17 protein-coding genes and 1 pseudogene are annotated in these 23,963 nt (G+C 60.5%); 2 read left to right on the plus strand and 16 right to left on the minus strand.

Annotated features, from left to right (window positions below):
- Window positions 1–256 precede the first annotated feature (256 nt).
- The 5 genes and pseudogenes from urtE to urtA all read right to left on the minus strand — a co-directional run bounded on the left by urtE (window position 257) and on the right by urtA (window position 5,898).
- On the minus strand, window positions 257–952 hold the full coding sequence (gene urtE, locus DQ393_RS03615) for an urea ABC transporter ATP-binding subunit UrtE (RefSeq protein WP_112340441.1): 696 nt from the start codon (window positions 950–952) through the stop codon (window positions 257–259).
- Between the two features lie 46 nt (window positions 953–998).
- Window positions 999–1,754 (minus strand): urea ABC transporter ATP-binding protein UrtD, encoded by a 756-nt coding sequence (gene urtD / locus DQ393_RS03620; protein WP_112340442.1) that lies wholly within the window; start codon window positions 1,752–1,754, stop codon window positions 999–1,001.
- Window positions 1,755–1,838: 84 nt separating this feature from the next.
- A pseudogene (gene urtC, locus DQ393_RS03625) lies at window positions 1,839–2,919 on the minus strand (urea ABC transporter permease subunit UrtC); the annotation flags it as partial.
- Window positions 2,916–4,541: an urea ABC transporter permease subunit UrtB gene (gene urtB / locus DQ393_RS03630; RefSeq protein ID WP_112340444.1), complete on the minus strand. Its 1,626-nt coding sequence runs from the start codon at window positions 4,539–4,541 to the stop codon at window positions 2,916–2,918. The pseudogene urtC and the gene urtB, both read right to left, overlap by 4 nt.
- Window positions 4,542–4,608: 67 nt before the next feature.
- Window positions 4,609–5,898 carry an urea ABC transporter substrate-binding protein gene (gene urtA, locus DQ393_RS03635; RefSeq protein WP_112340445.1) on the minus strand — a complete coding sequence of 430 codons (1,290 nt, stop codon included), beginning with the start codon at window positions 5,896–5,898 and terminating at the stop codon, window positions 4,609–4,611.
- A 229-nt stretch (window positions 5,899–6,127) separates the two neighbouring features.
- Here urtA and DQ393_RS03640 point away from each other — a divergent pair, with 229 nt between their 5' ends.
- Together DQ393_RS03640 and DQ393_RS03645 are read left to right on the plus strand one after the other, a co-directional pair.
- Window positions 6,128–9,517 (plus strand): hybrid sensor histidine kinase/response regulator, encoded by a 3,390-nt coding sequence (locus tag DQ393_RS03640; RefSeq protein WP_112340446.1) that lies wholly within the window; start codon window positions 6,128–6,130, stop codon window positions 9,515–9,517.
- Window positions 9,510–10,433 (plus strand): response regulator transcription factor, encoded by a 924-nt coding sequence (locus DQ393_RS03645; protein ID WP_112340447.1) that lies wholly within the window; start codon window positions 9,510–9,512, stop codon window positions 10,431–10,433. The genes DQ393_RS03640 and DQ393_RS03645 overlap by 8 nt, the downstream gene beginning before the upstream one ends.
- A 39-nt stretch (window positions 10,434–10,472) precedes the next feature.
- Here DQ393_RS03645 and DQ393_RS03650 read toward each other — a convergent pair whose 3' ends face one another.
- From DQ393_RS03650 to DQ393_RS03700, 11 genes are all read right to left on the minus strand, one after another.
- Entirely contained in the window at window positions 10,473–11,444 is a 972-nt protein-coding gene (locus DQ393_RS03650; RefSeq protein ID WP_112340448.1) for a 2-hydroxyacid dehydrogenase, read from the minus strand.
- A gap of 156 nt (window positions 11,445–11,600) precedes the next feature.
- The gene (locus DQ393_RS03655) at window positions 11,601–12,722 is read right to left on the minus strand and encodes a branched-chain amino acid ABC transporter substrate-binding protein (RefSeq protein WP_112340449.1); all 1,122 of its coding nucleotides are present in this window, start codon (window positions 12,720–12,722) and stop codon (window positions 11,601–11,603) included.
- Window positions 12,723–12,907: 185 nt separating this feature from the next.
- Window positions 12,908–13,261 carry a DUF6867 family protein gene (locus DQ393_RS03660; RefSeq protein WP_112340450.1) on the minus strand — a complete coding sequence of 118 codons (354 nt, stop codon included), beginning with the start codon at window positions 13,259–13,261 and terminating at the stop codon, window positions 12,908–12,910.
- Window positions 13,262–13,285: 24 nt separating this feature from the next.
- Complete coding sequence (locus tag DQ393_RS03665) at window positions 13,286–14,014, minus strand: ABC transporter ATP-binding protein (RefSeq protein ID WP_112340451.1); 729 nt, start codon at window positions 14,012–14,014, stop codon at window positions 13,286–13,288.
- Window positions 14,014–14,886, minus strand: a complete 873-nt coding sequence (locus tag DQ393_RS03670) for an ABC transporter ATP-binding protein (RefSeq protein WP_112340452.1) — start codon at window positions 14,884–14,886, stop codon at window positions 14,014–14,016. The genes DQ393_RS03665 and DQ393_RS03670 overlap by 1 nt, the downstream gene beginning before the upstream one ends.
- Window positions 14,886–16,310 carry a high-affinity branched-chain amino acid ABC transporter permease LivM gene (livM, locus tag DQ393_RS03675; protein WP_112340453.1) on the minus strand — a complete coding sequence of 475 codons (1,425 nt, stop codon included), beginning with the start codon at window positions 16,308–16,310 and terminating at the stop codon, window positions 14,886–14,888. The genes DQ393_RS03670 and livM overlap by 1 nt, the downstream gene beginning before the upstream one ends.
- Window positions 16,311–16,314: 4 nt before the next feature.
- On the minus strand, window positions 16,315–17,217 hold the full coding sequence (locus DQ393_RS03680; protein WP_112340454.1) for a branched-chain amino acid ABC transporter permease: 903 nt from the start codon (window positions 17,215–17,217) through the stop codon (window positions 16,315–16,317).
- 309 nt (window positions 17,218–17,526) lie between these two features.
- Window positions 17,527–19,953 carry a GcvT family protein gene (locus DQ393_RS03685; RefSeq protein WP_112340455.1) on the minus strand — a complete coding sequence of 809 codons (2,427 nt, stop codon included), beginning with the start codon at window positions 19,951–19,953 and terminating at the stop codon, window positions 17,527–17,529.
- Window positions 19,954–20,170: 217 nt separating this feature from the next.
- On the minus strand, window positions 20,171–20,725 hold the full coding sequence (locus DQ393_RS03690) for a sarcosine oxidase subunit gamma (RefSeq protein ID WP_112340456.1): 555 nt from the start codon (window positions 20,723–20,725) through the stop codon (window positions 20,171–20,173).
- Window positions 20,726–20,732: 7 nt separating this feature from the next.
- A complete protein-coding gene (locus tag DQ393_RS03695) occupies window positions 20,733–23,690 on the minus strand; it encodes a sarcosine oxidase subunit alpha family protein (RefSeq protein ID WP_112340457.1) in 2,958 nt (985 codons plus the stop codon).
- Window positions 23,687–23,962: a sarcosine oxidase subunit delta gene (locus tag DQ393_RS03700; protein WP_112340458.1), complete on the minus strand. Its 276-nt coding sequence runs from the start codon at window positions 23,960–23,962 to the stop codon at window positions 23,687–23,689. The genes DQ393_RS03695 and DQ393_RS03700 overlap by 4 nt, the downstream gene beginning before the upstream one ends.
- Between the last annotated feature and the right edge of the window lies 1 nt (window position 23,963).

The following is a 23,963-nucleotide window of genomic DNA, read 5'->3' on the forward strand; positions in this document are numbered from 1 at the left end:
CACATCACATCATGCCAAAGCCCCTGCATAATTCCCTAAATCGGCATCGATTTAAGGGTAAAATTATGCAGCAGATTAAAAGTGCTACAACGACCTTTGCGCGTCATGATTGACGCCCAGCCCTGCAGCCATTGAAACCCGGCAAAGAACAAACGCAAGCAATTTCTGTGCCTTATGCGATGCCACGCGATATCGGCCCATTATCAGCCATGTCAGCCACATTTTTCATCAAAAGCCAAAAAGAAAGGCAATCGCCTCAGACGGTCAGATGACGCCGGGCCTCCGGCGTATCCAGTGTCTCCGCCAGGCCTTCATGCACGATCTCGCCACGATCCATGATGTAGACGTAATCGGCGAGCTCGCGGCAGAAATCGAGATATTGCTCGACGAGCAGGATCGCCATGCCGGTGGAATCCCTGAGATAGCGGATCGCGCGGCCGATATCCTTGATGATCGACGGCTGGATGCCCTCGGTCGGCTCATCCAGCACCAGGATCTTCGGCCGCGTCACCATCGCGCGGCCGATCGCCAGCTGCTGCTGCTGGCCGCCGGAGAGATCGCCGCCGCGGCGCGAGAGCATGGACTTCAGCACCGGGAACAGGCTGTAGATATCATCAGGAATGCTGCGGTCGCGTCGGGAAAGCGGCGCATAACCGGTCTCGAGATTTTCCTTCACCGTCAGCAGCGGAAAGATCTCGCGGCCTTGCGGCACATAACCGATCCCCTGCTTGGCGCGCGCGAATGGTGCCATGCCGTTCAGTGTCACACCATTGAACGCAACCGTGCCGGCCGACAAGGCATGCTGTCCGGTGACCGCACGCAAGAGCGAGCTTTTGCCGACGCCATTGCGCCCAAGGACGCAGGTGATCTTGCCCATCTCGGCCTTGATGGAGATGCCGCGCAGCGCCTGAGCGGCACCATAATGCAGATTTGCGTTTTCGACTGTCAGCATCTCAATTCTCTTCCTTTTCCCTCACGCCCCCTCATCCCAAAACCACCTACCGCCCCAGATAGTTCTCGATTACCCTCGGATCACTGCTGACGAAATCGATCGATCCTTCCGCCAGAACAGATCCTTCGGCGAGACACGTGACCTTGACGCCGAGATCGCGGATGAAGCCCATGTCGTGCTCGACCACGACGACCGAACGCGTCTTGGCGATTTCCTTCAAAAGCACAGCGGTTTCCGCCGTCTCGGCATCCGTCATTCCCGCCACCGGTTCGTCGACCAGCAGGAGCTTCGGCTCCTGCGCCAGCAGCATGCCGATCTCCAGCCACTGCTTCTGGCCATGCGAAAGGTTGGCCGCCAGCTCGTCGCGCCGATGCGAAAGCCGCACCGTCTCCAGGATTTCCTCGATACGCTCGCGATCGGCGGGCGTCAGCCGGTAGAACAGCGTCGCGAAGACGCCGCGATTGCGGTTGAGTGCCAGTTCGAGATTGTCCCAGACGGTATGGCTTTCGAAGACGGTCGGCTTCTGGAATTTCCGGCCGATGCCGAGCTGGGCAATATCGGCCTCGTCCTTCTTCGTCAGGTCGATCTGGCCATTGAAGAATACTTCTCCCTCGTCCGGTCGCGTCTTGCCGGTGATGATGTCCATCATCGTCGTCTTGCCGGCACCGTTCGGTCCGATGATGGCGCGAAGTTCGCCAGGCTCGATGACGATCGACAGCGAGTTCAAAGCCTTGAAGCCATCGAAGGAAACGGAGACGTTGTTGAGATAGAGCATACTGTTGGGTTTGATATCGGGGATCATGGTCCTACTCCGCAGCCTGCACGGACTGTTGGGCTTCATCCTTCGCAGCCTTGGGCGGTGGGCTTGCCGGCGTATGTTTCCTTCCGAGATACTGCGCGATGGTGCCGACGATGCCCTTTGGCAGGAACAACGTCACCGCGACGAACAGGCCGCCAAGCGCAAACAGCCAGAACTCGGGAAACAGCCCGGTAAAGATGGTCTTGCCGCCATTGACCAGCACGGCGCCGATGATCGGGCCGATCAGGGTCGCTCTCCCGCCGACGGCCGTCCAGATGACGACTTCGATCGAATTGGCCGGCGCAAACTCGCCGGGATTGATGATGCCGATCTGCGGCACGTAGAGCGCGCCGGCAATACCGGCCATCATGGCCGATACGACGAAAACGAAGAGCTTCATATGCTCGACGCGATAGCCGAGAAAGCGCGTGCGGCTTTCGGCGTCGCGCACGCCCACAAGCACCTTACCGAACTTCGAGCGGACGATGGCCGAAGACAGCATCAATGCCAGCGCCAGGAACACGGCCGTGATGGCGAACAGCACGGCACGCGTGCCATCGGCCTGGATGTTGAAGCCGATAATATCCTTGAAATCGGTCAGACCATTATTGCCGCCGAAGCCCATGTCGTTGCGGAAGAAGGCAAGCAGCAGCGCATAGGTCATCGCCTGCGTAATGATCGACAGATAGACGCCGTTGACGCGCGAGCGGAAGGCAAACCAGCCGAAGACGAAGGCAAGCAAGCCGGGCGCGACGAGGACCATCAGCATGGCGAACCAGAACTGATCGAAGCCATACCAGAACCACGGCAGCTCCTTCCAATTCAGGAAGACCATGAAGTCGGGCAGGATCGGATTGCCGTAGGTGCCGCGCGAACCGATCTGCCGCATCAGATACATGCCCATCGCATAGCCGCCGAGCGCGAAGAAGGCGCCATGGCCGAGCGAGAGAATGCCGCAATAACCCCACACCAGATCGAGCGCCAAGGCGAGCAGTGCATAGGTCAGATATTTGCCGAACAACGACATCAGATAGGTCGGCACATGTAGTGCGCTCGTTTCGGGCAACAGCAGGTTCGACAGCGGCACGAGCACGGCGACGGCAAGCAGGATCGCGATCGCGATGCTGATACGGCGGTCGAGCGAGCGAAGAAGAAAGGCCGTGATCATGCTTCCACCGCCCTTCCCTTGAGGGCGAAGAGCCCGCGCGGACGTTTCTGAATAAAGAGGATGATGAGAACGAGGACGAGGATCTTGCCGAGCACCGCCCCCGCATAGGGCTCGAGGAACTTGTTGAGGATGCCGAGCGAGAAGGCCCCGACGAGCGTCCCCCAGAGATTGCCCACACCGCCGAACACCACGACCATGAAACTGTCGATAATGTAGCTCTGGCCGAGGTTCGGCGAGACGTTGTCGATCTGCGAGAGCGCGACACCCGCCATGCCCGCGATGCCCGAGCCGAGCGCAAAGGTGAAGGCGTCAACCCAGGAGGTACGGATCCCCATCGATGAGGCCATGCGCCGGTTCTGCGTCACCGCCCGCATCTGCAGCCCGAAGGCCGAGCGCTTGAGAAGAAGCAGGAGCGCAACGAACACGCCGAGCGAAAAGACGATGATCCAGAGCCGGTTCCAGGTGATGGAGAGATAGCCGAGGTCGAAGGAGCCGGACATCCACGAGGGGTTGCCGACTTCCTGATTGGTCGGCCCGAAGATCGAACGCACCGCCTGCTGCAGGATCAGCGAAATACCCCAGGTGGCGAGCAGCGTTTCGAGAGGCCGGCCGTAAAGGAAGCGGATAACGCCGCGCTCGATGACGAGGCCGACGGCACCGGTGACGATGAAGGCGACAGGCAGGGCGATCGCCAGCGACCAGTCGAAGAGTTCGGGATAAGAGGTGCGGATGATGCTTTGAACGACGAAGGTCGAGTAGGCGCCGAGCATCACCATTTCACCATGGGCCATGTTGATGATGCCCATGACACCGAAGGTAATCGCAAGGCCGATGGCGGCCAGCAGCAGCACCGAGCCGAGCGACAGGCCATACCAGACATTCTGAACCGCATCCCAGAACTTCAATTGATCCTGGATGCCCGCAATGGCGGCGGTAACATCGGGCTTCAGGCTATCATCGACGGAAACCGACGAGAGAATGCCGATGGCATCGCGGCCGCCTTCGTTCTTGATCGTCTCGATTGCCGCCTTTTTTTCTTCGATCGGACGGTCCGAGCCGAGCACGGCAACCGCTTTTGCGCGTTCAAGCACACCGCGAATGTCCGTGTCCTTCTCGGACTGCAGCGCCGTCTCGACGGCGTCAAGCGAATCCGCACTCGGCGCCTTCAAAACGGATTGCGCCGCCTCGAGCCTCGTAGCGCGATCCGGGCTCATCAGCGTCAGACCGCCGAGAGCCGCGCGAACCGCACGGCGCAGATTGTTGTTGATCTTGATCTTGCCGAGATTGTCCTTGCCTTCCTGGCCGACCACCTGCCCGCTCACGGGATCCAGCAGATCCATCATGTCGCCAGAGGATTTGGCGATGAATACCTGATTGTCGGATTTCCTGACATAAAGATCGCCGTCGGAGAAGGCCTGCAATGCCGGTACGACCTTGGGATCACCTGACTTCGCAAGGCTCTGGACGATATCGCCGGCCTTCTGGAAATTGGCCTGGCCGAGCGAATTGATCAGGCTATGGGCGTCCTCCTGGGCGCGCAGGCTTGTCGCCATCAGCACCAGCATCAGACAGAAGCAGGCGACCAGCGCCAAGGCCATGCGGTAAACGAATTTGTCGAACATTGCGCTAGTCCCCTCAAGCTGCCGCGGCCAGAAAATCCTGCCCGCGGCGATCTTGTGTCGGCTGGTATCAGGAGCCCTTGCCGCCGCACTTGCCGGTGGTGACGTTGAAGTTGCCGCAGTTCAGCGGCATGCGCCAATCCGAGATCAGGTCCTTGCTATCAGGCAGGTAGTCGGACCATTCCTTGCCGACCACGGCCGGGGTCTGCGACACGACGTCGAACTGACCGTTTTCCTGCACTTCGCCGATCAGGACTGGCTTGGTGATGTAGTGGTTCGGCATCATGGTGGCGGTGCCGCCGGTGAGGTTCGGTACCGCGACACCGACGAGCGCGTCGATCACCTTGTCCGGATCGGTCGTGCCGGCCTTCTCGACGGCCTTTACCCACATGTTGAAGCCGATATAGGCGGCTTCCATCGGGTCGTTGGTCACACGCTTGTCATTCTTGGTGTAGGCATGCCACTCCTTGATGAAGGCGGCGTTGGCGGGCGTATCGACCGACTGGAAGTAGTTCCAGGCGGCGAGATGTCCCACAAGCGGCTTGGTGTCGACACCGGCAAGCTCTTCTTCGCCGACCGAAAAGGCGACGACCGGAATATCTTCAGCCTTGACGCCCTGGTTGCCGAGCTCCTTGTAGAAGGGAACGTTGGCGTCGCCGTTGATGGTGGAGACGACGGCCGTCTTCTTGCCGGCCGCGCCGAAGGCCTTGATCTTGGAGACTTCCGTCTGCCAGTCGGAGAAGCCGAACGGCGTGTAGTTGATGATGATGTCTTCGTCCTTGACGCCCTTCGATTTCAGATAGGCTTCGAGGATCTTGTTGGTCGTGCGCGGATAGACATAGTCGGTGCCTTCGAGCACCCAGCGCTGCACGCCTTCGTTCTTCATCAGGTAGTCGACGGCCGGAATTGCCTGCTGGTTCGGGGCGGCGCCTGTATAGAAGACGTTACGCTCGGACTCCTCGCCTTCGAACTGTACCGGATAGAACAGGATCGAATTCAGTTCCTTGAAGACGGGCAGCACTGACTTGCGCGACACGGAAGTCCAGCAACCGAACACGGCGGAGACCTTGTCCTTCTGGATCAGTTCGCGGGCCTTTTCGGCAAAGAGCGGCCAGTCGGAGGCCGGATCGACGACGACGGGCTCGAGCTTCTTGCCGAGAACGCCGCCCTTCTTGTTCTGCTCGTCGATGAGCATCAGCATGGCGTCCTTCAGCGTCGTTTCCGAGATCGCCATGGTGCCGGACAGCGAATGCAGGACGCCGACCTTGATGGTGTCGTCGGCTGCGAAAGCGCCGTGGAATGCTGTCGTGGACATGATGGCGCCGAGCAGCGCGCCGGAGACGAGAGTCTTGAGTTTCATCTATGGTTCCCCTCTTTTGTCTGCCGCAACGGCCGGTAAACAAGGATTAACCGTTGCCTTCAGCGACTATCCGGCAGCCCCTTGGGAAACCACATACGTAATATGACGTAGGCGCCGGGGCGAAATGTGCAGCTTTGTGCACTCTCATGCCCTTAAGCACCGTATCGATCCGTGTTACGACATCTCTGGACCGCCGGAACGACCAAGGCGGGACGACTGAAGGGCAAGCATGGCTGCGCGGCAACGCATCATTCCGGTAAGACGCGAATATAATCGCTGGGTCGCAAACCAGACGCTGGAAGACTACGCCCTGCGTTTTACCGCCAAGAGCGCACGCCAGTTTTCCTCGCAACGCATCTCGCAAACCGCGATCGGCGCCATTTCCTTCCTGGCGCTGGAGGCGATCGGCGGCACGATCACGCTGTCCTACGGCACGACCAACGCTTTCTACGCGATCATCGTCGCCAGCCTCGTCATGCTGGCCGTCGGCCTGCCGATCAGCCGATACGCCATCCGCCACGGCGTCGACATCGATCTTCTGACCCGCGGCGCAAGCTTCGGCTATATCGGCTCGACCATCACTTCGCTGATCTATGCCAGCTTCACCTTCATGCTGTTTGCGATCGAAGCCTCGATCATGTCCGGTGCGCTCGAGCTGACACTCGGCATACCCGTGTGGATCGGCTACATCGTCAGCGCCGTCATGGTGATCCCGCTCGTCACCCATGGCGTGCGCCTCATTAGCCGGTTCCAGCTGCTGACGCAGCCCTTCTGGATCGTTCTCAACATCCTGCCCTTCGTCTTCATCGCCTTTGCCGACTGGGAAAAATTCGATCTCTGGCGCGCCTTCGCGGGCATCCATCATCCCGCGAGCGCACCAGGCACCGCCGCCCCCTTCGATCTGATCGAGTTCGGCGCCGCCTCCGCCGTCATCCTGGCGCTGATGTCGCAGATCGGCGAACAGGCCGATTTCCTGCGCTTCCTGCCGCCGGACGGCCATCGCAAATGGCGCCATCGCCTCGCCATCTTTCTCGCTGGACCGGGATGGGTCATCATCGGAGCGCCGAAGCTGCTCGCCGGTTCCTTCCTCGTCGTCCTGACGCTGACCTCTGGCGTGCCGGCCGACCGCGCCGCCGATCCCGCGCAGATGTATCTGACCGCCTTCGGCTACATGATCCCCTGGCACAATGCCGCGCTGCTCCTGATGGCAGCCTTCGTGATGATCTCGCAGCTGAAGATCAACGTCATGAATGCCTATGCCGGCTCGCTCGCATGGTCGAACTTCTTTTCGCGGCTGACACACAGCCATCCAGGCCGCGTCATCTGGCTGGTCTTCAACGTCGCCATCGCGCTCTTGTTGATGGAGCTCGGCATCTACCGGCTGCTGGAGGAGACGCTCGGCATCTTCTCGATCATCGCCATGGCCTGGCTCTGCACCATCTCCGCCGATCTCTTCATCAACAAGCCGCTGGGGTTGGCCCCGCCCGGCATCGAATTCAAGCGCGCGCATCTCTACGACATCAATCCGGTCGGCCTCGGTGCGATGGCGCTTTCGGCTACCATCGCTCTCATCGCGCATTTCGGCGCCTTCGGTTCGATCGCCGCCTCGCTTGCACCCTATATCACCCTGATCGTCGCACTCATCGCCTCGCCCGCCATCGCCTGGATCACGGGGGGCAAGTACTATCTTGCTCGCAAACCGCGACAGAGCTGGAAGAACCTGACCACCATTACCTGTTCCGTCTGCGAACACCCGTTCGAGCCGGAGGATATGGCGTGGTGCCCTGCCTATGCCGCGCCGATCTGCTCGCTCTGCTGTTCGCTCGACAGCCGCTGCCACGACATGTGCAAGCCGAAGGCGCGCCTCAATACGCAGGTCGCTACCGTCGCAAGGACCCTGCTGCCGGAAAGCATCGTGGCGAAGCTCGCCACGCGCCTCGGCCGCTACGGCATTGCCGTTGCCGTGGCGCTGACCGCCGTGGGAGCGATCCTGGCAATGATCGCGCATCAGGTCGGGGCCGCTTCTCCGGAGACGGCCGCCGTCGTCAATCGCACCATTCTCATCGTCTTCTTCGTCTTTGCCGTCATCGCCGGCGTCGTCTGCTGGTTCTATGTGCTTGCCCATGACAGCCGCGTTGTCGCCGAGGAGGAATCCTCACGCCAGAACACGCTGCTCTTGAAGGAAATTGCTGCGCACAAGAAGACGGACGCTGCCCTGCAGGGTGCCAAGGAAGCGGCGGAGGCGGCAAACCGCGCCAAGAGCCGCTATGTCGTGGGTCTCAGCCACGAGCTGCGCACGCCGCTCAATGCTGTGCTCGGCTATGCGCAGATATTGGAGCGCGACGAGACCATTCCGGCGCCCCGGCAATCCTCGCTGAAGGTCATCCGGCGCAGCGCCGAGCATCTTTCAGGCCTGATCGACGGGCTGCTGGATATTTCGAAGATCGAGGCGGGCCGTTTGCAGGTCTATTCCAACGAGATCAACATCCAGGATTTCCTCGACCAGATCGTCGACATGTTCCATCCGCAGGCACAGGCCAAGGGGCTGACTTTCATCCACGAACGCTCTCCAGCGCTGCCCGACTATGTCCGCACCGACGAGAAGCGGCTGCGCCAGATCCTGGTCAACCTGCTTTCAAATGCCATCAAATTCACCGATGAAGGCAGAGTCCGCTTCGAAGTGAGCTACCGCAACCAGGTCGCCACCTTCACGGTTTCCGATACCGGTCGCGGCATCGCGGCAAAAGATATTACCCGTATCTACGAGCCTTTCCAGCGCGGCGAGGCCGACAGCGTCAGACCCATGCCGGGGCTTGGCCTTGGTTTGACGATCACCCAGCTGCTGACGAATACGCTCGGCGGCGAGATTTCGGTCACAAGCGAGAAGGATGTCGGCTCGACGTTCAGAGTGCGCCTGATGCTGTCGGCCGTGATTCGGCCGATGAAACCGCCGGCGCAGGAGCAGCGCATTGCCGGCTACGAGGGGCCGCGCCGTACCATCGTCGTTGTCGATGACAATGAAGATCATCGCGAGCTGATGCGCGAGATACTGTCGCCGCTCGATTTCATCGTGCTGACGGCGGCCGGCGGGCCGGACTGCCTGACGCTGATCGAGGGCATCAAGCCGGATCTGTTCCTGGTCGATATTTCCATGCCCGGCATGAATGGTTGGCAGCTCGTCTCGCGGCTTAGGGAAAACGGCCAGACGGCGCCGATCCTGATGCTGTCGGCCAATATCGGCGATGCCGCCGCCGCGACCGACAGCGACGACAGCCACAACGACGCCATCTCCAAGCCGGTCGATATCCGCCAGCTGCGCGACAAGCTTGCGCTGCACCTCGGGTTGAAATGGCTCTATGCCGATGCCTCCGCCCCGGTCGCGCCAAAGCCGCCACCGCCCCTGAAGAGCCCAGGGATAGAACATGTCCGCGAACTGATGCGACTCGGCGAGATCGGCTATATCAGAGGCATCGAGGCGAAGCTTGCGGATCTCGCCAAGCTGGACGAGAACAGGCCCTTCACCGACGCTTTGCGCGCTCATGTCCAGGCCTTCGATCTCGACGGGTTCCTGAACGTGCTGCACGGCTTCGATACTGAAAAGGTAGAACAGATTGGCTGAGCCCACCCTTCCCCGTGACATAGTCTTGCTGGTGGACGATTCGCCCGAGGCGCTCGGCTTCCTGACGGATGCGCTCGAGCAATCCGGCTTCTCCGTACTGATCGCCACGTCCGGATCGGCGGCACTGAACATCGTCGAACGCATCACGCCCGATCTCATCCTGCTCGACGCCGTCATGCCAACGATGGATGGTTTTGAGACCTGCCGCCGCTTGAAGGCCAATGCGGGCATCGCCCAGATCCCCGTCGTGTTCATGACCGGACTGACCGAGACCGAGCATGTGGTGCATGCGCTCGAATCGGGCGGTGTCGACTATCTCACCAAACCGATCAATATCGATGAGCTGCGCGCCCGCATCCGCGTGCACTTGCGCAATGCCCGCTCCGCCCAGAGCGCCAGAGTGGCTCTCGACGCTGCCGGCCGCCATCTCCTGGCGGTCAAGGGCAATGGCGCCATCCATTGGTCGACGCCGCAGGCGACCCGCCTCATCAATGCCGCAACCGGCAGCGACGACGGGCTTGATCTCGCCTCGAAACACATTGCCGCCTTCATGCTGGAACGGGAACGGCTCGGTGCGGCACGCGACAATCTTCTTTCGATCAGCAATGGCGGTCAGGCCGCATTGCAATTCACCTTCCTCGGAGCCATCGGCCCCGACGAATATCTGTTTCGCCTGACGGCCACCAGTCAGCGCGCAGACGACGAAGCCTTGCGCCAGCACTTCGCGCTGACGCAACGCGAATCCGAAGTGCTGCTGTGGCTCGCCAAGGGTAAATCGAACCGCGACATAGGCGAAATCCTCGGGCTGTCAGCCCGCACGGTGAACAAGCATCTGGAACAGATCTATGTGAAGCTTGGCGTCGAGAACCGCGCATCGGCCGCCGTCAAGGCAGCGCATGTTCTGCATGAAGTGTAGGCACCGTCACGCCCTCTCTCGGCTTGCGGCAGGAAGAAGCTATATCACCCGATCCGGCGGCTGGTGCCCGGCAAAGAAGGCGGTGATATTGTCCACGACCTTCATGCCCATGGCGGTGCGCGTCTCTTCGGTGGCGCTGCCGAGATGCGGCAGGAGGACGACATTGTTCATCGCCCGCAGACGCTCGGGTACATGCGGCTCCGCCTCATAGACATCGAGGCCGGCGCCGCGGATCGTCCCCTTCTCCAGTGCGGAAATCAGCGCCGCCTCGTCGACGACATCTCCCCTTGCCGTATTGATCAGGAAGGCGCCGGGTTTCATGGCTGCGAAGCGGGCCGCATTCATCAGGTGACGGTTTTCGGCACCGCCGGGGCAATGAAGGGAGACGAAGTCCGAGACTTCGAGAACATCCTCCACCCTCTGCAGTTGCACGGCGCCATAGCGCGCGGCCTCCATCGGATCGATGGCGGAGCGGTTGTAGAAGACGACATCCATGCCGAAGCCGAAATGGCAGCGTTGCGCGAACGCCCTGCCGATGCGGCCGAAGCCGATGATGCCGACTGTCTTGCCGGTGACTTTGGTACCGACGAGATGCGTCGGCCGCCAGCCGGTCCATGCCCCGGCCCTGAGTTCGCGCTCCCCTTCTCCGCCGCGCCGGGCAACGGAAAGCAGGAGCAGCATGGCGATATCGGCCGTGCAATCCGTCAGCACGCCGGGCGTGTTGGTGACGACGATGCCCTTTTCCTTGGCGGCGGCGACATCGATGTGATTGAAGCCGACACCGAAATTGCCGAGGATTCTTGTGCGGATTACCTGACCTTCGAAGAGCGCGGCCGGAAGCTTGTCGGATACGGTCGGCAGGACGCCGTCATAGGTGAGCAGCGCCTCGCGCAGCTGCCCCGCATCGAGTGCTGCGTCATCCCTGTTCAAAGTGGTGTCGAAACGCTCCGAGAGCACGGCCTCGACCGCGGCCGGCCAGCGCCGTGTAACCAGAATACGGGGTTTGCTCATGCTGCCTTCCTCCTGCCGATACAGGGGCAGATTTAAAGCAGCTTTTGCACGAAGGAAACGGCGAACCGACTTCGGAACTATGAAAACGGCATGAGAAAAGCCCGGCCGATGGCCGGGCTCCTAAGATCAGCAATGCCCGTAAAGGCGATGCAAGAATTACTTCGAGATTTCGTCGTAGTTGTACTTGCCGTCGGAGCCCTTGGCCCACTTGTACATGACGTAATCCGGACGGGTGATATCGCCCTTGGCGTTGAAGCCAAGCTCGCCGATGGCGGTCTTGAACGGACCCTTTGCCTTCAGAGCGTCCGCAACAGCCATCGGATCGTTGGAACCGGCAGCCTTGGCAGCGGCAGCGATGACCTGCAGAGCCGAGTAGGAGTAGAGCGTGTAGCCTTCCGGCTCGTAGCCTGCAGCGCGGAACTTGGCAACCAGATCCTTGGAAGCCGGGTTCTTGCGCGGATCCGGCGCGAAGGTCATCAGCGTGCCGTCAACGGCGTCGCCGGCGATCGAAGCCAATTCGTTCGAGACGATACCGTCACCGGACATGAAGTGAGCCTTTACGCCCTGGTCGGCCATCTGACGCATGATGAGGCCGGCTTCGGTATGCAGACCGCCGTAATAGACGAAGTCGACGCCAGCCTGCTTCATCTTGGCGATGAGGGCGGAGTAGTCCTTGTCACCGGGGGTGATGCCTTCGTAGAGAACCTCCTTCACGCCGGCGGCGTTGAGGTTCTTCTTGGTTTCGTCGGCAAGGCCCTGACCATACGGGGTCTTGTCATGAACGACGGCAACCTTGGCGCCCTTGAAATTGTCGGCGATATACTTGCCGGCAACTTCGCCCTGCTGGTCGTCGCGACCGCAAGTACGGAAGGTGTTCCACAGGCCGCGTTCCGTGAACTTCGGATTGGTCGAAGCGGGAGTGATCTGCAGGATGCCGTTTTCGGCGTAAACTTCGGAAGCCGGGATGGAAACGCCCGAGTTGAAGTGACCGACAACGAACTTCACACCGTCTGCGACGAACTTGTTGGCAACTGAAACGCCCTGCTTGGCGTCGGAGACGTCGTCGCCGAGTTCGATCTTGACCTTTTCCCCATTGATGCCGCCAGCCGCATTGATATCGGCAGCGGCCTGCTCGGCACCCTTCTGGAGCTGCGCGCCGAACGCAGCATTCGGGCCTGTCAAGGGACCGCCAACGCCGACAATGATGTCGGCCTTAGCAACGCCGCCGAATGTGATCATCGCCGACAGAGCCACCGCCGACAGAAGATACTTCTTCATATTGTTACTCCCAATTTTTTAAGCGGGTTCCGTTTGATTTGCCCTGCGCGATACCCACCAATCATCACGCCGGTAAAGCTTGTATTCCGAACTTTGGAAGCATCATCCTGTCGTCGGTCTTTCGTTTTTATGAGGCAGGATGACGCAACTTCTACATACAGACTGTGCCTAGTTTCGGCACGCTGTCAATTCTTCTTCTTCCAGGAAAAGGCCGAGGTCTTTTCATAGAGCCAGTAATAGTTATTCACCATCTGATCGGTACGCCGATACCGGTATCCCGCCGTCGCAAAGACGAGCAGAAGAACGATGTCGATGATGTAGATGGTGGGATCGAACACCGGCCCTTCGAATAGCGAATGGTGCAGAAACTGCAGGCCAAGGCCGATCAGAAAGCTGTAGATGACGACAAGAGGATAGGTTTCCCAGTTGGAGGCGACAGCGCGGCCTGCGCGCCATGCGGTCCAGAAGCCGAGAATGACGATAACCGCGCGGATGACCATGCGGCCGCCGGTATCGCTGTCGAAGAGAAGTCCCTGCATGTCAAATTCTCCGAGGAACGAAACTCAATGATGTCCGCCTTCGAGATAGGCGGCGCGCACTTCCGGATTGGCGAGCAGTTCCTTGCCCGAACCGCTCATCGTCACACGGCCGTTGACCATCACATAAGCGCGGTCGGATAGCTTGAGCGCCGCAAAGGCATTCTGCTCGACAAGAAAAACCGTCAGCCCCTGGGTCCGGTTCAAGACCTTGATAGCCTCGAAGATGCCCTTGACGATCAAAGGCGCAAGACCGAGCGACGGCTCGTCCAGCAACAGCAGCTTGGGACGCGCCATCAGCGCGCGGCCGATCGACAGCATCTGCTGCTCGCCGCCCGAGAGCGTACCGCCGCGCTGCGACTGGCGCTCCTTGAGGCGCGGAAACAGCGTGAAGATCTTCTCGACGTCCTCGTTGAAATGCTTGAGCTTGTCGAGGCTCGCGCCCATCTGCAGGTTTTCATAGACCGTCATGCGCGGAAAGATGCGCCGGCCTTCAGGCGACTGGGCGATGCGAAGCCGCGCGATCTCGTGCGTCGGCATGTGGGTGATATCGCGGCCGTCGAAGGTGACCGATCCGGTTCGGGCCTGCGGGCTGCCGCAGATCGTCATCATCAGCGTCGATTTGCCGGCACCGTTGGCACCGATCAGACTGACGATCTCACCGCTGTTGACTTCGATATCGACACCGGCAAGCGCGCGGATATTGCCGTAGTAGGTTTCGACACCCGCGACCTTCAGAAGTGGTTGCCCCGCCATCAATTTTCACCCTCTTGGAGGTGTTCGACTTCGGCAATCACCTCTTCCACTTCCTCATCCTCGACACCCAGATAGGCAGCGATCACCCTCGGATCGTTCTTGACCTCATCCGGCGTACCGTCGGCGATCTTCTGTCCGTATTCGAGCACGATGACATGGTCGGAGATTTCCATGACCACAGACATGTCGTGTTCGATCAGCAGGATCGACGTGCCGGTATCCTTGCGGATGCTGCGCAGGAATTCATTCAGAACCAGGGATTCGCGAGGGTTGAGACCGGCCGCCGGCTCGTCGAGGCAGAGCAGCTCGGGGCCTGTGCACATGGCGCGGGCAATTTCCAGACGGCGCTGAGCACCGTAGGAGAGATCACCAGCGGGATCGTCGGCGCGGTCTATGAGATCGGCTTTCTCAAGCCAGAAGCGCGCGAGCTCGATCGCATTCTTCGCTTCGCTGCGATACCGGCCGATCCCGAGAAGACCGAGGATCGTGTAACCGGAGGCGCGCATCAGCTTGTTGTGCTGCGCCACCAGCAGGTTCTCGAGCACTGTCAGGCCCGAGAACAGGCGGATATTCTGGAAAGTGCGCGCCACCTTGGCCTCGCGCGTGATCCGAAAATCCGGAAGCCGTTCCAGGAGATATTCCTTGCCGGTTTTTTGATGCAGGCTGATCATGCCCATCGTCGGCTTGTAGAAGCCGGTGATGCAGTTGAACACCGTGGTCTTGCCGGCGCCGTTAGGGCCGATCAGTGCCGTGATGTCGCCGCGCTTCGCCTCGAAGGAGAAGTCGTTGATCGCCATCAGGCCGCCGAACTTCATCGACAGGTGATCGACCTTCAGCAGGATGTCGTCGGGGGTTGCGGTCACAGCGTTCATCAGCCGTGGCCCTCCTTGGTGAAGCTGCCGGAGATCGCTTTTCGCTCCTTGAGGAAAGCGGTCGGCTCACGCGTGCCGACAAAGCCGCGCGGCTTGAAGATCATCACGACCACCATGGCAAGGCCAAAGATCAGCATGCGGTAGAGTTCCGGTGTGAAGTCCGGGCCGAAGCCGGGAATGATCGTCGTATCGCCGAAGACCAGCCCGGTCTTTAGGAAGCTCATGTTGCGCAGCAATTCGGTGCCGCCAACCATGGCGATCGCAGCAATCGCGATGCCCTTCAGCGATCCCATGCCGCCGAGAACGACGATGGCGAGGATCACGGCGGATTCGAGAAAGACGAAGGATTCCGGCGAGACGAAGCCCTGACGCGCGGCGAAGAAGGAGCCGGCAAAACCGCCGAACATCGCGCCGGTTGCGAAAGCCGTGAGCTTCGTCGTCACCGTATTGATGCCGAGCGAGCGGCAGGCGATTTCATCTTCGCGTAGCGCTTCCCACGCACGTCCGATCGGCATGCGGCGCAGCCTGATGGTGACATAAGCGGTCAGCATGCAGAGCAACAGGATGACGTAGAACAGGAAGATCTTGTACCAGGCCGACGAGATCGGCAGGCCAAAGCTACGGACGAAGTTGTGCGGATCCTTCATATCGAAGGTGTAGAAGCCAAAGAACGATGCCTTGGTGATGTTGGAGATGCCGAAGCTTCCCTGCGTCACGTCGGTCCAGTTGGTCAGCACGATGCGGATGATTTCGCCGAAGGCCAGCGTGACGATCGCCAGATAGTCACCTCGCAGACGCAGGACCGGAAAGCCCAGGATCATACCCCAAAGCGCTGCAAGAAGGCCCGATATCGGCAGAAGCAGCCAGAAGGACAGACCGAAATGCATCGACAACAGCGCGTAGGAATAGGCACCGACCGCGTAGAAGGCGACATAACCGAGGTCGAGCAAGCCGGCGAGGCCGACAACGATATTCAGGCCCCAGGCGAGCATAACATAGATGAGGATCTGAATGCCGAAATTGTCGACATAGGTCAGCGATCCCTGCGGGCCTAAGATCGCCACCGCCGCCAACGGATAGATGAGCAGGAGGACGAGCGCGATCTTATTGAAATGCCTGGTGGCGAAGCTGGGTTCGCCCTCCACCTCAACGACCTTGGCCTTGGCGGCCTTTCGCGCGGCCAGATAAGGCTGAACGAAGACCGTCATGATAAAGCGACCGACGGCAGCGATTGCAACGATGATCGCCAGAAGGCCCCAGCGCTGCACGATGATCAGCTTGTTGTCCATGTTCTGTTCGGTCTTGAGACCGATGTAGAGAACGAACATGCCGAAAGCGATCAGCGCGGTCCAGAAGGCGTCCGTAATCCCTTTCTGGACAAGGCCGGGTGCGGTCTTGCCTGCAACGAAGTTTGAATGTGCCATGGCGTTATACCTTTTCGACTTCCGGCCGGCCGAGAATACCCGTCGGCTTGAAGATCAGCACGTAGGCCAGGATGCCGTATGTTGCGACGTCCTTGTACGCGATAGCGAAATTGCCCGACCAGAACGACTCGATAAGACCGATCATCAACCCGCCGAGGACTGCGCCCGGCAGCGAGCCAATGCCGCCGAGAACCGCGGCGGTGAAGGCCTTGACGCCCGGCACGAAGCCGTCCGAAAAGTTGGCGACGCCATAATACATCAGATACATCGTGCCGGCGACGGCAGCCAATGCCGCACCCATGATGAAGGTCACGGAGATGGTGCGGTCGACATTGATGCCGAGCAGAGCCGCCATCTTGCGATCCTGCTCGGTGGCGCGCTGGGCGCGGCCAAGCGCCGTCTTGTTGACCAGATACCAGAAGGCGGCAAGCAGCACGACCGTGATGATGTAGATGACGATCTGCTTCAGCGACACCGAGACGCCGCCGAAATTATAGACATCGCCCACAAGCGTCGGGATCGGCTTGTTGCGCGGACCCTGAGCGACCTGGATGAAGTTCGACAGCACGATCGACATGCCGATTGCCGTGATCAGCGGCGCAAGGCGGAAAGAACCGCGCAGCGGACGATAAGCTACACGCTCGATCACCCAGTTCCACAGGCTCGTCATCAGCATCGCGACGATGAGCATGACGAGCAGCATGATCGCCACCGGCAGGCCGGCGAAGAGCGAAACGAGGACCAGATAGGCGATGAGAGCGGCAAAGCCGCCAAGCATGAAAACATCACCGTGGGCAAAATTGATCATGCCGATGATGCCGTAAACCATGGTGTAGCCAATGGCGATCAGGCCGTAGATCGACCCGAGAGTCAGCCCGTTTAAGAGCTGCTGGATAAAATAATCCATATATCATTTCCCCTGGATGCGGCGTCAGCCCACCGCATCTCTTATTGCTTTTTTAGGTTCCTTCGCGAAGGCCCGTGGCCGCGATTCCATACTGTTTTCGAAGGAAATGTGAAGCCAAAAAGGCAAGAAATTGACAAATTCTTTTCAAATCGCTGTGGGCTGACGCGAATCCGACCAAAAATGACACAAAAGCGGCAGCTCGTGGCTCAAAAACAGCCAAAACGACCGAACTTCGAATCTTCGCTGAAAAGCTTTTATCAGCGACAGACCCTATCTCGGGCCTGCCGTCCTTGCGCTCGACGATATCTGTCAGGCGCGCATGCGTGCGCCATCGGCATCGAACAGAGGTTCAGCCTGCAAGCTCGCCGGCAGAAGCTCGCCGAGCAATTCAATTGACCACCCCTGCGCCTCGTCGGCGATGTCCTTCGGCACATAGCCGACGGCAACCGAAAGCCCGGAGGCGTGGGCGTAGCCGCCCGACGTAACCCAGCCGCAGACGGCGCCATTGTGATAGATCGGCTCGTCGCCGATGACATCGGCGTCCTTTGCCGAGAGAATGAAGCTACGCAGCCGCAGCACCCCGCCTTCCGCTTTCTCCTTGGATGCAGCCGCCTTGCCAATGAAATCGGCCTCCTTGGACAAGGCCACGAAGCGGTTCAGTCCCGCTTCCAGCGGCCCGTAAAGCGGACGATATTCACGCGCCCAGCTGCCATAGGATTTGTCGAGACGAAGCGCGTTCAATGCCCTCAGACCAAAGAGCCGGATGCCGAATTCGGCCCCCTCCTCCATCAGGAGGTCGAAGATGTAGCGCTGATATTCCGGTTTCATCCAGATCTCATAACCGAGATCGCCGGTGTAGGAGACCCGGCCGACGATCGCCGGCGCCATGCCGAGATCCATGCGGCGGATCGACATGAAGGGAAACTCTGCGGTGGAGAGGTCCTGATGGGTCAGCTTCTGCATGAGCTTGCGGGCATTCGGACCGGCGACCGACAGGCCAAGCAGCGAAAGGCCGAGAGCCTGCAATTCGACCGAGCCATCCTTCGGCAGCAGGCTTTCGAACCAACGCATATGATAGGCCTCGGCAATGCCGGAGCCGATGAGAAGGAAATCCCCCTCGCCCAGTTTCGCCAGGGTGAAATCGCCGATCAGCTTGCCGTCATGCTTCAGCATCGGAGCCAGCGTCATGCGGCCGATGGCGGGAATGCGGCAGGTGAGCAGCGTATCGAGGAAGGCTTCCGCGCCCGGCCCCTTGACCGAATATTTGGCAAAGCCCGAAGTTTCCATCAGGCCAACGCTCTCGCGCACGGCCTTCGCTTCGGCGCCGACGACATCGAAGTCGTTGGAACGGCGCCATGAGAATTGGTCGACCTCACCCTTCGGCGCGAACCACAGCGCCTGCTCGAGACCGTAATAAGCGCCGAAGACGCCGCCGGCCTGCTGCAGTATGTCGTAGATCGGCGTCGTCAGCAGCGGACGCGCCGCCGGCAGCTCCTCGTTGGGATAGCGGATCGAGAAGCGACGGGCATAATTCTCGCGTACCTTGGCATTCGTATAGGCGAGCGTCGCGTAGTCGCCATAGCGGGAAACATCCATGGCGAAGACATCGAAGCCCGGATCGCCGTAGATCATCCAGTTGGCGAGCGCGAGACCCACACCGCCGCCCTGGCTGAAGCCGGCCATGACGGCACAGGCCGACCAATAGTTCCTCAAGCCGCGCACCGGCCCGACGAGCGGATTACCATCGGGCGAGAAGGTGAAGGGTCCGTTGATGATCCGCTTGATGCCGGCATTGTTGAAGGCCGGGAAATGGCGGAAGCCGACTTCCAGTTCCGGGGTGATGCGCTCGATATCCTCGGCCAGCAACTCGTGGCCGAAATCCCACGGCGTCGTCACCGGCGACCATGGACGGCAGGCCTTTTCATAGGTGCCCATCAGCATGCCCTGCCGCTCCTGGCGCAGATAGATCTCGCCGTCGAAGTCGACACAATGCATCAGCTCCTTGCCCGTCGTCTTGTTGAAGTCGATGACCTCGGGCATGTCCTCGGTGATGAGATACATATGCTCCATGGCGAGCACCGGCAGCTCCAGCCCCACCATGCGGCCGACTTCGCGCGCCCAGAGACCGGCGGCATTGACGACATGCTCGGCGATGATCTCGCCCTGGTTGGTGATGACGCGCCAGGAGCCATCCTCGCGCTGCACCAGCTCCTCCACCTTGGTATGGAGATAGATTTCAGCGCCGTTCTTCTTGGCCGAACGGGCATAGGCATGAGTTGTGCCATAGGGATCGAGGTGGCCTTCGACGGGATCGTAAAGCGCGCCGACGAACTGATCGGGATCAAGGAGCGGCATCATGTCGTGCGCTTCCTTCGGCGTCAGCAGCGTCGCCTCCAAACCGTTGTAGCGGCCCTTGGCGAGAATGGATTTCAGCCAGTCGAAGCGCTGCGGCGTGGCCGCCAGCATCAGGCCGGACGTCAGATGCAACCCGATATCCTGGCCCGAATATTCCTCGATCTCCTTATAGAGTTCGACCGTATATTTCTGCAGCTTGGCGACGTTCGGATCGCCATTGATCGTATGCATGCCGCCGGCGGCATGCCAAGTCGAGCCGGATGTCAGTTCGGAGCGTTCGAGCAGCACCACATCCGTCCAGCCGAATTTCGTCAGGTGGTAGAGCACCGAACATCCGACGACACCGCCACCGATGACGACGACCTTGGCATGGCTTTTCATTGGGAATCCCCTGTTTTCGGCACGAAGCCGCCGGGTGTCTTCCCGCGCGACCGACCGTATTTGAGAGGAAACCTAGAGGCTATCCGGAAGGCCAAATAGCCCGAACTGCGAAACCGATATGTCTGTTTGCGCCATCGCAATTGTTCGGATCGCGCCATCTGCTATCGGCAACGGAATCCGGCTGCAAGCCATTCCATGTCCGGCGACATAAGGTTTTTCAATCGGCGAAACCGGCCGTCAGCGCGAACTCCCGCCCAATTTCCATGATCTCTTCGAAGACGCTGCCGGCATAGGAGCGCGGCACGATGATTTCGAAGCGATCGAGGCCGGTGCGCGCGACATTGGCGCCGACATGGCAGCACAGCATGCTCGCTGACTGTCCCTCGGCAAAGACCTGCGGATGCAGATCGACAGCCACGCATTTGGCAAGGATTCGGCGAACGCTGGGACCGGAAATGCGCAGCAGCACACGGCCATCGCTCTGCTCGAAGAAGGAAAGCCGGGCCGGATCGAGCTTGAAGAGATCCCGCGCCACACTATCGGCGCCAAGCGCCTCCGACACGACAAGCCATTCCCTCGGTCCGACGTTGCGAACAGATACGTCCTTGATCGCCTTCAAGCTCGCCAAGACATCATCCTGATCCCCGGCCTTGCCAAGCACCGAGAAGATCACCGGACGACGCAGCACAGCGAGATGATTCGGATTTGCGGCCGCCTCGAAGCCCGAAATATGATCTTCCAGCACGTGCCTGTTCTGAAACGCGACGCTCATCAATCCATCACCCCAAAAGTTTCTTGTTGTCGGGATCGACAAAGACCGGACTGCAGATTTCCGCCCCCACTTCCTCGCCGCGCAATCCGTCCCAGACGATCACATGCTCGCCAATCCGCTCCCGGCCCGACTTCAGGAAAGCGAGCGCGATGGAATGACCGAGCGTCGGCGAGAAACAGGCCGAGGAGACATGACCCTGATCGTTCACGGTCGATGGCCGTGCGCCTTCCTTCAAAAGATGCGCGCCGGCGTGAATTTCCTTCGTGGTATCGAGAGGCTTCAGGCCCACGAGTTGCCCGCGATCGGCGGCCGTCAGACCAAAGCGGGTCGAGAGCCTCTTGCCGATGAAATCCGGCTTCTGCGCCGCCATCATCCGTCCGAGCCCGACATCGTCAGGTGTGGTGCGGCCATCCAGTTCATTATGGGTGACATGACCCTTCTCGATACGCAGCACGTTGAGGGCTTCGACGCCATAGGGGCAGATGCCATGCACCTTGCCGGCCTCCATGATGGCATCGGCAACCGCCTCGCCGTAGCCGGCCGGCACCGCCAGTTCATAGGCGAGCTCACCCGAGAAGGAAATGCGGAACAGGCGCGCCCTGAGCCCACCCTTCAGCATGATTTCGGCTGCCGCAAGGAAGGGGAAGAACGCGTCGGAAATATCGTCTTCCACGATCTGCTCCAGCACCAGCCGCGCCTTCGGGCCGGCAATCGCCATCTGCGCCCATTGATCGGACGAGGACACGAAGCAAACGTCGAGCTGCGGCCAAAGCGTTTGAGCGCAGAATTCCATATGCGTCATCACCTCACCGGCCATCGCCGTCGTGGTCGTCATGAAAAAGTGGTCGGGCGTCAGCCGACTCGTCGTGCCATCATCGAAGACCATACCGTCTTCGCGCAGCATCAAACCATAGCGCGCCTTGCCGATCGGCAGCTTGAGGAAGGCGTTGGAGTAGAGCCGGTTGAGGAACTCCGCCGCATCCTTGCCGAAGATCTCGATCTTGCCGAGCGTCGACACATCGCAAAGCCCGACATTGTTACGGACATTCAGCACCTCGCGGTCGACGCTGTCGCGCCAGCCCTTCTCGCCCGGCCGGGCAAACCAGGACGAGCGATACCAGAGACCAGCCTCGACGAAGGCCGCGCCATTCTTCTTCGCCCAGCCATGCAGCGGCGATTCCCTGATCGGCTGCGCATGCTTGTCGCGCGCGGTTCCCGCCAGTGCGCCAAAGGATACCGGCGTATAGAACGGCCGGAATGTCGTGGTGCCGACGGCGGCCGGGCTGACACCGCGCATGCCGGCGATGATGCCGGCGGCGTTGACATTGCCGAGCTTGCCCTGGTCCGTTGCCATGCCGCTGGTCGTATAACGCTTGGCATGCTCCACATGACCGAAGCCTTCACGCAAAGCGAGGCCCAGATCCTTGCTGTGGACGTCATTCTGGAAGTCGACGAATGCCTTGTCCTTGGCACCCGGCACATGCCAGATCGCGGCGAAGGATGGATCATACTCACCCTCCACTTCGGGCAAGTCAGCCGCATAAGCCGTGCGGCCCAGGTTTTCGACAATCTTCCGTGCCTTGTCCGCGCCGTCGGCAAGACAGCCGGAAACGCTCTCGATACCCGCAGCCGAACCGGCAATCTCCAGCTCTCCAGAAACGATTGGCGCCATGAAGGCCTGCTTCTCGTCCGACCAGACCGGCTTGGCGCCGCGCTGGCACGCAAGATGGATGATCGGCGACCAACCGCCCGACATTGCCAGTGCATCGCAGGCGATCAGCTCATCCAGCCCACCGCGATCGGCGATGACGCCGCTGATGCGATATTTGCCTTTGGTCGCGTGGACGCTTGCCGTATGAACCACGCGCACGCCCTGAGGAGCAGCATCCGCCGATGCGGCACGCGTGTCGAGGATTGCCGAAATCTCGACGCCTGCAGCGGCGAGATCGGCCGCAGTTCGGTAGCCGGAACCGCCATTGGTGAAAACCGCCACCTTCTGCCCGGCAACGACGCCATAACGGTTGAGGTAGCTGCGCATGGCGCCGGCCATCATCACGCCCGGGCGATCATTACCGCCGAACACCAGCGGCCGTTCTTCCGCACCCGAGGCGAGGATGGCGCGCTTGGCGGCGATGCGCCAGAGCCGCTCGATCGGCAGGTCGGGCGATGGCATCGCTACATGCTTCTGTACCTTCTCGACCGCGCCGAAGACATTGCCGTCATACCAGCCGAACACGGTGGTCCGCGGCATCAAGGTCACGTTATCGAAGCTCTGCAGCTCCTCAAGCGTTGCCTGCACGAACACGTCAGCAGAAGCGCCGCCGATCGTCAGCTTTTCCGACAATAGCGAGCCGCCGAGCCGAAAGCCTTCGTCGGCCAATACCACGCGCAAGCCCGCGCGGGCAGCGGTCAGAGCCGCCATGAGCCCCGCCGGACCGGAGCCGATCACAAGCAGGTCGCAATGCGCCCAGGCCTTCTCGTAACGGTCCGGATCGGCCTGCATGACCGCCTTGCCGAGGCCGGCAGCGCGACGGATCAGCGGCTCATAGACCTTTTCCCATAAGGCGGCCGGCCACATGAAGGTCTTGTAGTAGAAGCCGGCGCCGAGGAAGGGCGAGAACAAGCCATTGATCGCGCCAAAATCATACTTCAGCGACGGCCAGCGGTTCTGGCTCACTGCACTCATGCCCTGATAGAGCTCAGCGACGGTCGCGCGCGTATTCGGCTCGGTGCGGCCATCCTTGCCGATGGTGACGAGCGCATTCGGCTCGGCCGAGCCTGCGGTCAGAACACCACGCGGCCGATGGTATTTGAAGCTGCGCCCGACCAGCATCTGATCGTTGGCAAGCAAGGCGGCGGCGAGTGTATCGCCTTCCAGACCCTTCATTTCCTTGCCGTCGAATTGGAAGGAAAGCGGGCGGCTCCGATTGACGAGCCCGCCTGTCGACAGTCGATAGGCCGTCATCGTGCCGCCTCCCTCGCCTTGTCCTCGGCATCGGTAACGGAAAAGACCTCGTGCGTGACATTGCTGCGCTCGACGACCAGCCAGCGGCGACATCCCGCGCTATGATGCCAGTACTCTTGAATCCGGCCGCGCTCGTTGTCGCGGACAAAGACATAGCGGTTCCAGTCTTCATCCGGTGCAGTCGGCGCCGGGCGAACGACGGATGCGCCGCGAATGGAGAATTCTTCCTTGGGTCGCACGCCGCAATGCGGGCAGATGATCAAGCTTGCCATT

This window comes from Martinezella tropici (assembly GCF_003287875.1).
Classification (GTDB): Bacteria; Pseudomonadota; Alphaproteobacteria; order Rhizobiales; family Rhizobiaceae; genus Rhizobium; species Rhizobium tropici_C.